Annotated in this window: 8 protein-coding genes; 7 read left to right on the top strand and 1 reads right to left on the bottom strand. The window is 54.6% G+C overall.

The features are described from left to right. Window positions 1-258: 258 nt before the first annotated feature. From gudP to HV107_RS04840, 4 genes are all read left to right on the top strand, one after another. Entirely contained in the window at window positions 259-1,614 is a 1,356-nt protein-coding gene (gudP, locus tag HV107_RS04855) for a galactarate/glucarate/glycerate transporter GudP (RefSeq protein WP_182062265.1), read from the top strand. Continuing rightward, window positions 1,614-2,957, top strand: coding sequence for an enolase C-terminal domain-like protein (locus HV107_RS04850; protein ID WP_182062264.1), 1,344 nt, complete (start codon window positions 1,614-1,616; stop codon window positions 2,955-2,957). Before gudP ends, HV107_RS04850 begins: the two co-directional genes overlap by 1 nt. Window positions 2,958-2,969: 12 nt before the next feature. After that, window positions 2,970-4,307, top strand: a complete 1,338-nt coding sequence (gene gudD / locus HV107_RS04845) for a glucarate dehydratase (RefSeq protein ID WP_182062263.1) — start codon at window positions 2,970-2,972, stop codon at window positions 4,305-4,307. A gap of 87 nt (window positions 4,308-4,394) precedes the next feature. Then, window positions 4,395-5,534, top strand: a complete 1,140-nt coding sequence (locus HV107_RS04840; protein WP_182062262.1) for a glycerate kinase — start codon at window positions 4,395-4,397, stop codon at window positions 5,532-5,534. Between the two features lie 52 nt (window positions 5,535-5,586). Here HV107_RS04840 and barA read toward each other — a convergent pair whose 3' ends face one another. Then, window positions 5,587-8,346, bottom strand: a complete 2,760-nt coding sequence (gene barA / locus HV107_RS04835) for a two-component sensor histidine kinase BarA (protein WP_182062261.1) — start codon at window positions 8,344-8,346, stop codon at window positions 5,587-5,589. A gap of 57 nt (window positions 8,347-8,403) precedes the next feature. Here barA and rlmD point away from each other — a divergent pair, with 57 nt between their 5' ends. The 3 genes from rlmD to mazG all read left to right on the top strand — a co-directional run bounded on the left by rlmD (window position 8,404) and on the right by mazG (window position 12,845). Next, the gene (rlmD, locus tag HV107_RS04830) at window positions 8,404-9,702 is read left to right on the top strand and encodes a 23S rRNA (uracil(1939)-C(5))-methyltransferase RlmD (protein ID WP_182062260.1); all 1,299 of its coding nucleotides are present in this window, start codon (window positions 8,404-8,406) and stop codon (window positions 9,700-9,702) included. A 51-nt stretch (window positions 9,703-9,753) separates the two neighbouring features. After that, a complete protein-coding gene (relA, locus tag HV107_RS04825) occupies window positions 9,754-11,985 on the top strand; it encodes a GTP diphosphokinase (protein ID WP_182062259.1) in 2,232 nt (743 codons plus the stop codon). Window positions 11,986-12,053: 68 nt separating this feature from the next. Further along, window positions 12,054-12,845, top strand: a complete 792-nt coding sequence (gene mazG / locus HV107_RS04820; RefSeq protein ID WP_182062258.1) for a nucleoside triphosphate pyrophosphohydrolase — start codon at window positions 12,054-12,056, stop codon at window positions 12,843-12,845. The last annotated feature ends 191 nt before the right edge of the window (window positions 12,846-13,036 follow it).

The raw sequence follows: 13,036 nt of genomic DNA, 5'->3' as shown, positions 1-13,036 counted from the left end.
ATTTCCGTGAAGTACCTTCCAGTGGTTTGGGCTTATGCCACAAACAACCTCTTACCATGCCGTCAATGTTGTGTTCATGCACGGTGAGGTAACGCATCACTCCTTCATATACTTTCCCCGTCAGTTACTAAAAGGCAGGGCTTCACTATAAAACAGCGTTAAGCCGTACCAAAACTGCTAAACACTAACCTCATTCTGATTACCCTACAGGTACTGTACAGAATGAACCGGCGAAAGCCAGGATTCAGGAGTGCAACTATGAGTACATTAAGCCAGGCTGCCAGCAGCGCTGAGAAGCGCACTAATGCTCGCTACTGGATTGTGGTGATGTTGTTTATCGTCACGTCCTTTAACTATGGTGACCGCGCCACGCTGTCGATTGCCGGGTCGGAAATGGCAAAAGATATCGGGCTTGATCCGGTTGGCATGGGTTACGTTTTCTCTGCATTTTCATGGGCCTATGTTATAGGTCAGATCCCGGGCGGCTGGTTGCTTGATCGCTTTGGCTCCAAACGTGTCTATTTCTGGTCCATCTTTATCTGGTCGATGTTTACCCTGTTGCAGGGTTTCGTCGATATCTTCAGCGGCTTTGGCATTATCGTTGCGCTCTTCACCCTGCGGTTCCTGGTAGGGTTAGCAGAAGCACCTTCCTTCCCCGGTAACAGCCGTATAGTGGCGGCCTGGTTCCCGGCGCAGGAGAGGGGAACGGCGGTGGCAATTTTTAACTCCGCACAGTACTTCGCCACGGTTATTTTCGCCCCGATTATGGGCTGGTTGACGCAGGAGGTGGGCTGGTCGCACGTCTTCTTCTTTATGGGTGGGCTTGGGATCATCATCAGTATCATCTGGATGAAAGTGATCCATGAACCAAACCAGCATCCTGGCGTGAACAAGAAAGAGCTGGAGTACATTGCCGAAGGCGGTGCGCTGATCAACATGGATCAGCAGAAAACTAAAACAAAAGTGCCGTTCAGCCAGAAGTGGGGGCAGATCAAACAGCTGGTCGGCTCTCGCATGATGATCGGCATCTATCTGGGCCAGTACTGTATCAACGCCTTAACGTACTTCTTCATCACCTGGTTCCCGGTTTATCTGGTGCAGGCTCGTGGGATGACCATCCTCAAAGCAGGTTTTGTTGCCTCAATTCCGGCGGTCTGTGGATTTGTGGGGGGCGTGCTGGGGGGCGTGATTTCTGACTGGTTGATGCGTCGTACCGGCTCTCTGAATATCGCCCGTAAAACGCCAATCGTACTCGGCATGTTGCTCTCGATGACTATGGTGTTCTGTAACTACGTGAGTGCGGAATGGATGATTATCGGCTTTATGGCGATGGCGTTCTTTGGTAAAGGCATCGGTGCGCTGGGCTGGGCGGTGATGGCAGATACTGCGCCAAAAGAGATCAGCGGCCTGAGTGGTGGTCTGTTCAACATGTTCGGCAACATTTCCGGCATTGTCACCCCAATTGCTATTGGTTACATCGTCGGTACCACTGGCTCCTTTAACGGTGCGCTGATTTACGTGGGTGTCCATGCGCTGGTCGCTGTACTGAGCTACCTGGTGCTGGTGGGTGATATCAAACGTATCGAACTGAAACCTGCTGCGGAGCGTGGGTGATGACAACGCAATCAAGCCCAATCGTCACTGAAATGAAGGTCATCCCGGTGGCCGGGCAAGACAGTATGCTGCTCAACATCGGCGGCGCGCATAATGCCTGGTTTACCCGCAACATTGTGGTGCTAACCGACAGTGCCGGTAATACAGGTGTAGGTGAAGCGCCGGGTGGTGAGGTGATTTACCAGACGCTGGTCGATGCGATCCCACAGGTTGTAGGCCAGGAAGTGGCCCGTCTGAACAAAGTGGTTCAACAAGTACATAAGGGCAACCAGTCTGCTGATTTTGATACCTTCGGCAAGGGTGCCTGGACGTTTGAACTGCGTGTGAATGCGGTTGCCGCACTGGAAGCCGCGCTTCTGGACCTGCTGGGCAAGGCACTGAATGTCCCGGTGTGTGAACTATTAGGGCCAGGCAAGCAGCGCGATGCGGTAACGGTTCTGGGTTATCTGTTTTATGTCGGCGACAGAAACAAAACGGACCTGCCTTATCTGGCGTGTTCGCCGGGCAACCATGAGTGGTATCACCTGCGCCATCAGGAAGCGCTTTCCAGTGAGGCGGTGGTTCGCCTGGCTGAAGCGGCGCAGGATCGCTACGGGTTTAAAGATTTCAAACTGAAAGGTGGCGTGTTGCCGGGCGAGCAAGAGATTGAAAGCGCTCGTGCCCTGAAAAAGCGCTTCCCGGATGCTCGTATCACCGTTGATCCGAACGGCGCGTGGCTGCTCGATGAAGCTATCGCCTTGTGCAAAGGCCTGGGTGACGTGCTGACCTACGCGGAAGATCCGTGCGGCGCTGAACAGGGTTTCTCCGGCCGTGAAGTGATGGCGGAATTCCGTCGTGCTACCGGGTTGCCGGTGGCGACCAACATGATTGCGACCAACTGGCGCGAAATGGGTCATGCGGTCATGCTGAATTCAGTTGATATTCCGCTGGCCGATCCGCATTTCTGGACGCTCTCAGGCGCGGTGCGGGTTGCGCAGCTTTGCGATGACTGGGGCCTGACATGGGGTTGCCACTCTAACAACCATTTCGATATTTCGCTGGCGATGTTTACCCATGTGGGTGCAGCGGCTCCGGGCAACCCGACCGCTATTGATACCCACTGGATCTGGCAGGAGGGCGAAGCCCGTCTGACGAAAAACCCGCTGGAAATCAAAAACGGCAAAATCGCTGTACCCGATGCGCCAGGGTTGGGTGTGGAGCTTGACTGGGATCAGATCCACAAAGCACATGAGGCGTATAAAAAACTGCCGGGTGGTGCGCGTAATGACGCAGGCCCAATGCAATACCTTATCCCTGGCTGGACATTTGACCGCAAACGCCCTGTTTTTGGACGTCACAAATAAAAGGATTGAACGATGAGCACATTTTCTACCCCTGTAGTTACCTCCATGCAGATCATTCCGGTTGCGGGTTATGACAGCATGTTGATGAACCTGAGTGGCGCACATGCCCCATTCTTTACCCGTAATATTGTGATTATTAAAGACAACTCCGGCCACACCGGGGTGGGCGAAATTCCGGGCGGTGAGAAGATCCGTAAGACGCTGGAAGATGCAATCCCTCTGGTTGTGGGCAAAACCCTTGGTGAGTATAAAAACGTCCTGAATGCGGTGCGTAGCACCTTCGCCGATCGGGATGCTGGTGGACGTGGTCTGCAAACCTTCGATCTGCGCACCACCATTCACGTTGTCACGGGTATCGAAGCTGCGATGCTGGATCTGCTTGGTCAGCATCTGGGCGTGAACGTAGCGTCGCTGCTGGGCGAGGGGCAACAGCGTAGCGAAGTAGAAATGCTCGGCTATCTGTTCTTTGTCGGTAACCGTAAGCTGACGCCACTGCCGTACCAGAGCCAGCCGGATGAAAAATGCGACTGGTATCGCATCCGCCATGATGAAGCGATGACCCCGGATGCGGTTGTGCGTCTGGCAGAAGCCGCTTACGAAAAATATGGCTTCAACGATTTCAAACTGAAAGGCGGCGTGCTGGCGGGCGAGGAAGAGGCAGAAGCCATTTCTGCCCTGGCGAAACGCTTCCCACAGGCGCGTGTAACGCTGGATCCAAACGGCGCATGGTCGCTCGATGAAGCCATCAACATTGGCAAACAGCTGAAAGGCGTGCTGGCCTATGCAGAAGACCCATGCGGCGCTGAGCAAGGCTTCTCCGGCCGTGAAGTGATGGCGGAATTCCGCCGCGCCACCGGCTTGCCAACGGCAACCAACATGATTGCGACCGACTGGCGTCAGATGGGGCATACGCTCTCTCTGCAATCTGTCGATATTCCGCTGGCTGACCCGCACTTCTGGACGATGCAGGGCTCTGTGCGCGTCGCGCAGATGTGTCATGAGTTTGGCCTGACCTGGGGCTCACACTCCAATAACCACTTCGACGTGTCGCTGGCGATGTTTACCCATGTCGCCGCCGCCGCGCCGGGCAACATTACCGCTATCGATACCCACTGGATCTGGCAGGAAGGCAACCAGCGTCTGACCAAACAGCCGTTCGAAATCAAAGGCGGTATGGTGCAGGTGCCTTCAACGCCAGGTCTGGGCGTTGAGCTGGATATGGATCAAGTGATGAAGGCGCATGAGCTATACCAGAAGCATGGCCTGGGCGCGCGCGATGACGCAATCTCAATGCAGTATCTGATCCCGAACTGGACCTTCAACAACAAACGCCCTTGCATGGTGCGTTAAGCGTATTGCCGGTTCCTGCGGGAATCGGCATTTTCGACGACCTGGCGGGTGTATGCTTAACGTAGTTAACATGCGTAAGGATGGCTTATGAAAATAGTTATCGCACCGGACTCGTATAAGGAAAGTTTGAGTGCTCTTGAGGTTGCGACAGCGATAGAACAGGGTTTTCGCGAGATCTTCCCGTCGGCACAGTACGTCAAACTGCCGGTTGCAGATGGCGGTGAAGGCACCGTAGAGGCGATGGTTGCTGCCACCCGCGGGCGAATTGTTCACGTCCCCGTCACTGGCCCGTTGGGTGAACGCGTGGAAGGGTTCTATGGGTTATCCGGCGACGAACAAAGCGCATTTATCGAAATGGCGGCGGCAAGCGGCCTGGAGCTGGTCGCACCCTCTCAACGCAATCCATTAAAAACAACCTCCTGGGGAACCGGTGAACTCATCCGTCATGCGCTGGATGTGGGGGTTAAGCATATCATTATTGGTATTGGCGGCAGTGCAACCAATGACGGCGGTGCTGGCATGGTGCAGGCGCTGGGTGCCAGATTGCTTGATGCCGAGGGCCACGCCATTGGTCCTGGCGGCAGCGAGCTTGAGCGGCTGGCGAAAATAGACAGAAGCAGCCTGGACAGACGCCTTGCCGACTGCCGGATAGAAGTCGCCTGCGACGTCACGAATCCGTTAACGGGTGAAGAGGGCGCATCAGCGGTGTTTGGGCCACAGAAAGGCGCCACACCAGAGATGATCCTGATGCTGGATAACGCGCTTGCCCATTACGCGAAAGTGATCGCCCGGGATCTGGATATTGATGTCTTAAATCTGGCAGGCGGCGGTGCAGCTGGTGGCATGGGGGCTGCGTTGTACGCGTTTTGCGGCGCGCAGCTGCGTCAGGGTATCGAGATTGTGACCGACGCGTTGCACCTTGATGAGCAGGTTGCTGATGCGGATCTGGTTATCACTGGTGAAGGGCGTATCGATAGCCAGACTATTCACGGCAAAGTTCCCGTTGGCGTGGCGAAGGTCGCTAAACGCTTTAACAAACCGGTTATCGGGATTGCGGGAAGCCTGACTGCGGATGTGGGGGTGGTTCATGAGCACGGCATCGACGCGGTGTTTAGCGTGATTTATACCATCTGCTCGCTGGAAGATGCGCTGGAAAATGCGGGTGAGAACGTCCGCCTGGCAGCAAGAAATATTGCGGCGGTACTGAAAGTGGGGCAGGGATTTTAACTGTGAGTGCACCTGTAGGCCCGGTAAGCGGTAGCGCCACCGGGCTTTTACGTTAGTTCCCCAGCATCTTCCTTGCTTCCCGCGTCACGTTATCCATCTCATCCAGTAGTTCCAGGAACTCAGGTTCAAGCTCTGATTCCGGTGTTCCGGCGCGCAGCTGTTGTTCCACCAGCTGACACAGGTTTTTCAGCCGCGGTACGCCACTGTAACCACAGCTGCCGTGGAGTTTGTGGATAGCTTCCAGCAGTTCTTCGGGATGTTCACCCACCAATTGTTCTTCGATTTTGTTGCGGATTTCCGGCAAAAACGCCACCAGCATTTGCAGCATTTCGCGCGCCAAATCGGGTTTGCCCGCCGCCTGGCGTAGCGCCAGTTGCCAGTCGAACGTGGCGTTCTGGTTGATCGTGCTCTCAACGGTTTCGGTGGATGGCGAGTAAGTTCCGCCTATACGACCCGGTTTATAGCGCAGCAGCAGGTTGTGAAGCTTCTCTTCATCGATAGGTTTTGCCAGATAATCATTCATTCCGGCGCTCAGTAATTTTTCTTTCTGGCCCGCCATCGCGTGCGCCGTGACGGCAATCACCGGGGTCTGCTGCTGGTGCGGAAGCTGGCGAATCAATTCACAGGCGCGAATGCCGTCCATGCCCGGCATCTGAATATCCATCAGGATCAGATCGAACTGCATTTGTTTGGCCTGTTCGACCGCCTGGGCACCGCTGGTACAGAGTTCAACATGCTGAACCTGATCCCCCAGCAATACACCGATGAGCTTCAGGTTCGCTGGGTTATCGTCCACCGCCATGACGCTCATCGGCAGCTTCTGTTCATCATTAACCAGCGGCAGAGCGTGCTGGCTCAGGCGGCAGTATTCCGTCAACGCTGGCAGGAGTCGCGTGGCGGTGAGCGGTTTAAGCAGGCAGGCGGCCGCGCCGTCGTTTTTCAGCTCTTCGGCATTAATCTGGGCGTGGCACGGTAACGCCAGCAGCAGGTAATCGGTCATCGACGCGGCTTTCGCCAGGCGCTCCTGCTGCATGGTCAGCTCGCCGGTAAAGGTGACCGGAATACCCATCAGCAGGATATCGTAATGCCCCACCGCCAGGGCGGAGAAGGTCGGGCTGTAGATTATCTCCAGCGGCGTAGAGCTTAAAACGTCCAGCGTGCTCTGGGCCGCTGCGGCGTTAGGCTCAACATAGGCCAGACGCATCCCTTTCAGGCAGTCTGTGACCGGGCCATCCGTGAGGACGTTTGGATTGAGGTCCAGATTAATATGGAACCAGAAGGTTGAACCGCGGTTTGGCTGGCTATGGAAGGAGATATCCCCGCCCATCTCTTTCACCAGTTTTTGCGTAATAACCAGCCCAAGCCCCGTGCCGCCATGACGGCGGGAAATGCTGGCATCCGCCTGGCGGAAGGCCTGGAACAGGCGCGACTGGTCACGCTCCGGGATACCAATGCCCGTATCGCGGATCTGAACTTCAACCTGAACCTTATTGTTACTGATTGCGCGTTTTTCCACCAGAATATCGATGTTACCGCTTTCGGTGAATTTAATGGCGTTACCCACCAGGTTCGTGATCACCTGCTGCAAGCGCAGGGGATCGCCAATCACGTTATCCGGTACGTCATTCTTAATGTTGAGCGTTAACTCAAGACCCTTATCGTGTGAGGAGTGGGCAAGAAGCGTTACCACTTCGTCCAGTGTGCTGCGCAGCGGGAAAGGAATGCTCTCCAGAATCAGTTTGCCTGCTTCCAGCTTGGAGAAGTCCAGCACGTCGTTAATGATCGCCAGCAGGTTGTTGGCAGAGCGCTCAATGGTGTGCAGGTGATCGCGTTGGGTCGGGTTCAGCTCGCTTTTCAGCGTCAGGCGGGTGAAGCCGATAACACCATTCAGCGGCGTACGCAGCTCGTGCGACATGTTCGCCAGGAACTCAGACTTGATACGCGCCGCTTCCTGAGCGCGTTTTTTCGCCAGATCCAACTCGACGTTCTGAATTTCCATCTGCTCCAGCGTTTCGCGCAGGTCGGAGGTCGCCTGGTCAACGTTATGCTGCATCTCTTCGTGATAGGCTGCCAGCGACATCGCCATCGAGTTGATGCCGTTTTTCAGCATATCTAACTCGCCCAGCATAAAACCTTCCACACGGCTGTCGAGCTGCCCGCGACGAATGCGATCGACGGTATTCACCATATTGCGGATAGGCCCGGTGACGTCGCGCATCAGGCGCCAGCCAAATATCAGCGCAATCCCGATACAGAACAGCATCATCACGCCAGAAATGAAGATTTCTTTGTACTGCTGTAGACGCACCGACTTGAGATCCAGCTCAAGCGCCACATATCCCAGCATATTGCTGCTGGATTTAGCGTCAGACATGGCGGATTCATCAGGCGAATAACTTTCAGAAATGATAGGCGTGCGCAGGATCATGATATCGCCGCGGCGCAATACGCTGAGATGGCGTGGGAACGGCGAGCCGTCCGGGATTTTCAGCTCGGCCGGATCGAGGTGAAAATTAGAGGTGACGAACAAACGGTTATTTTCATCGTAGACCGATATCGCACGCACAATCTCGGAATGACGCCGGTGGAGCACGCTGATGAGCTGACCAATGGACTCACGGTTTTGCAGGTTCATGCCGTATTCACTGGACACCGCCAGCGGCTCGATAATGCTGGCACCGGCATCTTCCAGTTGTCTCTGCAAATCGTTATAGCGGTGCACCACAAAGAAGATACTCAGCAGCAAACCGATAAGAACGGTGGGGGCAAGGATCAAAATCATCATGCGCGCACGCAGGCTGTAGTTGGTCATGGAGTTCCGTTATGGGACAATTAAGCTAATTATGTTTATTTGAGAAAAATCTTGGCGATGGCGCAATTCTACTCTGCAAAGCGACGCGTGACGACGCGTCAGATCATAACTGTTGAAGCCACAGACCTCGATTCCTTTGGTCAGGGGGTCGCTCGTCACAATGGTAAAACCTTGTTTATAACAGGTTTGCTGCCTGATGAACGAGCAGAAATAACCCTGACGGAAGATAAGCGCCAGTATGCCCGTGGCCAGGTCAAACGTCGCCTGAGTGAGAGCCCTGAACGTGTTGTACCACGCTGCCCTCACTTTGGCATATGCGGTGGTTGCCAACAGCAGCACGCCAGTATTGACCTTCAGCAAAAAAGTAAAAGTCACGCACTAGCGCGTCTTATCAGACATGACGTTAATGACATTATTGCAGATCAACCCTGGGGTTACCGCCGCCGCGCCCGCCTGAGTCTCAGCTATCAGCCCAAAACGGAACAGCTGGATATGGGTTTTCGCAAAGCGGGCTCCAGCGATATTGTGAATATCCGACAGTGCCCCATTTTGGTGCCCCAACTTGAGGCATTGCTCCCGGAAGTGCGTTCCTGCCTGTCTGAATTGGACGGCATTCGCCATCTGGGACACGTTGAACTGGTGCTGGCAAACAATGGGCCGCTCATGGTGCTGCGCCATACTGCACCACTGTCGAAAAAAGACCGTGAAAAACTGGAACGCTTTTCGCATTCTCACGAGCTTGCGCTTTTCCTTGCGCCCCAAAGCGAGATACTTGAGCAGGTTACAGGAGAGGCTCCCTGGTATGCGTCAAACGGGCTACGCTTAACGTTCAGTCCGCGTGATTTCATTCAGGTAAACGACGGCGTGAATCAGCAAATGATAGAAAAAGCGCTGGCGTGGCTGGATGTTCAGCCAACTGACCGGGTGCTCGATCTGTTCTGCGGTATGGGCAATTTCACGCTGCCGCTGGCTCAGAAAGCGTCAAGCGTTGTGGGCGTTGAAGGCGTCGAGGCGCTGGTGGCAAAAGGGCAGGAGAACGCTCAGCTTAATGGGTTGCAAAATGTGACATTCTTTCATCAAAATCTGGAGGAAGATGTCACCCGGCAGCCGTGGGCTAAGCAGGGTTTTGACAAGATTTTACTCGACCCGGCGCGCGCTGGCGCACCGGGCGTGATGCAGCATATTATTAAACTCGCACCAAAGCGCGTGGTCTATGTTTCCTGTAACCCGGCCACGCTTGCCAGAGATAGCGAGACATTAACCCAGGCGGGTTACCAAATTCAGCGTCTGGCAATGCTGGACATGTTCCCGCACACTGGGCATCTGGAATCAATGGTGTTGTTCGAGCACATATAATGAGTTTGGCTTGTCGACTTCGACAGGCCCTGGTCCCTAAAGGAGAGGACAATGGTTGCGGTAAGAAGTGCACATCTCAATAAAGCTGGTGAGTTTGACCCACAAAAATGGATAGCAAGTCTGGGGATTTCCAGCCAGCAATCGTGTGAACGCTTAACCGGAACCTGGGCTTATTGTCTGCGCACCACGCAAGGGCATCCTAATGCTGAATTGCTGTTGTGGCGCGGTATTGAGATGGTCGAAATCCTCTCCATGCTCAACATGGATATCGAAACACTACAGGCGGCGCTCCTGTTCCCACTCGCAGACGCTGACGTAGTTTCTGAGGATGTGCTGGTGGAGAGCGTCGGCAAACCCGTTGTGGCGTTGATCCATGGCGTACGTGATATGGCAGCTATCCGCCAGCTGAAAGCTGCCCATACAGATTCAGTCTCCTCTGAACAAGTCGATAACGTCCGTCGGATGCTGCTGGCCATGGTGGATGACTTCCGCTGCGTGGTCATCAAACTTGCCGAGCGTATTGCTCACCTGCGCGAAGTGAAGGATGCGCCGGAAGATGAACGTGTGCTGGCGGCTAAAGAGTGTACAAATATCTATGCACCGCTGGCGAACCGTCTGGGTATCGGGCAGCTGAAATGGGAGCTGGAAGATTACTGCTTCCGCTACCTGCACCCGGCGGAATATAAGCGTATTGCCAAGCTTCTGCATGAACGTCGCATTGACCGCGAACACTATATCGATGAGTTTGTCGGCGGGTTGCGTCAGTCGATGAAAGAAGAGAACGTGCGTGCCGAAGTGTACGGTCGACCAAAACATATCTACAGCATCTGGCGCAAAATGCAGAAGAAGCACCTCGCCTTTGACGAGTTGTTTGACGTGCGCGCGGTGCGTATCGTGGCCGATCGCTTGCAGGACTGCTATGCCGCGTTGGGGATAGTGCACACGCACTTCCGCCATCTGCCGGATGAGTTTGATGACTATGTCGCGAACCCAAAACCGAATGGCTACCAGTCTATTCATACCGTGGTACTTGGCCCTGGCGGCAAAACGGTTGAGATCCAGATCCGTACCAAACAGATGCATGAAGATGCCGAGCTGGGCGTTGCTGCGCACTGGAAATACAAAGAAGGCACAACCGGCGGTGCGCGTTCTGGCCATGAAGACCGCATTGCATGGCTGCGTAAACTGATTGCGTGGCAGGAAGAGATGGCGGATTCCGGCGAGATGCTCGACGAAGTTCGTAGCCAGGTCTTTGATGACAGGGTTTATGTCTTTACCCCGAAAGGCGATGTCGTTGACCTGCCAGCGGGGTCTACGCCGCTCGACTTTGCTTACCACATCCACAGCGATGTAGGGCACCGCTGCATCGGCGCAAAAATTGGTGGGCGTATCGTGCCGTTCACCTACCAGCTACAGATGGGCGATCAGATTGAAATTATCACCCAGAAGCAGCCGAACCCAAGCCGCGACTGGCTGAATCCAAACCTGGGCTACGTGACCACCAGCCGCGGGCGCTCCAAAATTCATGCCTGGTTCCGCAAACAGGATCGCGATAAGAACATCCTTGCCGGCCGTCAGATCCTTGATGATGAGCTTGAGCATGTCGGCATCAGCCTGAAAGAGGCAGAGAAGCACCTGCTGCCGCGCTACAACTTTAATGAGCTGGATGAGCTGTTAGCCGCCATCGGCGGGGGCGATATCCGTCTGAATCAGATGGTGAATTTCCTGCAAGCTCAGTTCAACAAGCCAAGTGCGGAAGAGCAGGACGCCGCCGCGCTGAAACAGCTTCAGCAGAAAAGCTATGCTCCACAGCAGCGCAGCAAAGATAACGGCCGCGTGGTGGTAGAGGGCGTCGGTAATCTGATGCACCACATCGCCCGCTGCTGCCAGCCCATTCCGGGTGATGATATTGTCGGCTTTATCACTCAGGGGCGCGGGATCTCTATTCACCGCTCGGATTGCGATCAGCTCGCCGAACTGCAATCCCATGCACCGGAGCGTATTGTCGATGCTGTGTGGGGCGAGAGTTACTCTGCTGGCTATTCGCTGGTGGTGCGCGTCACCGCGAATGACCGCAGCGGTTTACTGCGTGATATCACGACCATTCTTGCCAACGAAAAGGTCAACGTGCTTGGCGTCGCCAGCCGCAGTGATACCCGCGAGCAGCTCGCCACCATCGATATGACTATCGAAATCTACAACCTCCAGGTGCTGGGCCGCGTGCTGGGCAAACTGAATCAGGTACCGGACGTGATTGACGCACGTCGTCTGCACGGCGGTTAACCGCGCTTTCTTTTGTAAGCCGGGTAAGGTTTTACCGCCACCCGGCTTGTTTTTTAATGGAACATATTATGACCCAAATCGACCGCCTGCTCGGCATCATGAAACGCCTGCGCGACCCGGAAAACGGCTGCCCGTGGGACAAAGAGCAGACTTTTGCCACCATCGCGCCATATACCCTCGAAGAAACCTACGAAGTGCTGGATGCCATCTCCCGTGAAGATTTCGACGATCTGCGCGGTGAGCTGGGTGACCTGCTGTTCCAGGTGGTGTTTTATGCCCAGATGGCACAGGAAGAAGGGCGTTTTAATTTTGACGACATCTGTGCTGCCATCAGCGACAAACTGGAGCGCCGTCATCCGCATATTTTCGGCGATGCTACCGCCGAAAACAGCGCGGAAGTGTTGGCTCGCTGGGAGCAGATAAAAAGCGCTGAGCGCGCTGAAAAATCCCAGCATTCAGCGCTGGATGACATCCCGCTGAGCCTGCCTGCACTCATGCGTGCGCACAAAATCCAGAAACGCTGCTCTGCGGTGGGATTTGACTGGACATCGCTTGGCCCGGTGCTGGACAAAGTGCATGAAGAGATCGACGAAGTGATGCACGAAGCGCAACAGGCAGTTGTGGATGAAGCAAAGCTGGAAGAGGAAATGGGCGATCTGTTGTTTGCGACTGTCAATCTTTCGCGCCATTTGGGTGTAAAAGCGGAAACTGCACTGCAAAAAGCCAACATTAAGTTCGAGCGTCGTTTCCGCGAAGTGGAGCGGATTGTGGCCTCACGCGGCCTGGAAATGACCGGTGTAGACCTCGATGTGATGGAAGAAGTCTGGCAGGAAGTAAAACGCCAGGAATCTGATCTCTAACGGATTTTTGCGATCAAGCGCAATTTGTGTGATTTTTTAAATGACAAGCGCTTGATTTGCGTCAAAAACATTTACCCAAAACGGGCTATTTTCTCACTCCTTATGTTTGTCATAGCCTGGAAAGGAGACGGAGAATGAAAGTTTGTGGCGCTCGCGGTGTTCGGGTATACTACTTTCCCGTCCTGGTTATT

It is taken from the genome of Enterobacter sp. RHBSTW-00175 (assembly GCF_013927005.1).
GTDB lineage: Bacteria > Pseudomonadota > Gammaproteobacteria > Enterobacterales > Enterobacteriaceae > Enterobacter.
This window is presented reverse-complemented; position numbering and strand designations above follow the sequence as displayed.

Bases quoted from the DNA above. Each gene is read 5' to 3' on its own strand.
- rlmD (WP_182062260.1), top strand. From the start codon at position 8,404: ATGGCGCAATTCTACTCTGCAAAGCGACGCGTGACGACGCGTCAGATC.
- gudD (WP_182062263.1), top strand. From the start codon at position 2,970: ATGAGCACATTTTCTACCCCTGTAGTTACCTCCATGCAGATCATTCCG.
- HV107_RS04850 (WP_182062264.1), top strand. From the start codon at position 1,614: ATGACAACGCAATCAAGCCCAATCGTCACTGAAATGAAGGTCATCCCG.
- mazG (WP_182062258.1), top strand. From the start codon at position 12,054: ATGACCCAAATCGACCGCCTGCTCGGCATCATGAAACGCCTGCGCGAC.
- gudP (WP_182062265.1), top strand. From the start codon at position 259: ATGAGTACATTAAGCCAGGCTGCCAGCAGCGCTGAGAAGCGCACTAAT.
- relA (WP_182062259.1), top strand. From the start codon at position 9,754: ATGGTTGCGGTAAGAAGTGCACATCTCAATAAAGCTGGTGAGTTTGAC.
- barA (WP_182062261.1), bottom strand. From the start codon at position 8,346: ATGACCAACTACAGCCTGCGTGCGCGCATGATGATTTTGATCCTTGCC.
- HV107_RS04840 (WP_182062262.1), top strand. From the start codon at position 4,395: ATGAAAATAGTTATCGCACCGGACTCGTATAAGGAAAGTTTGAGTGCT.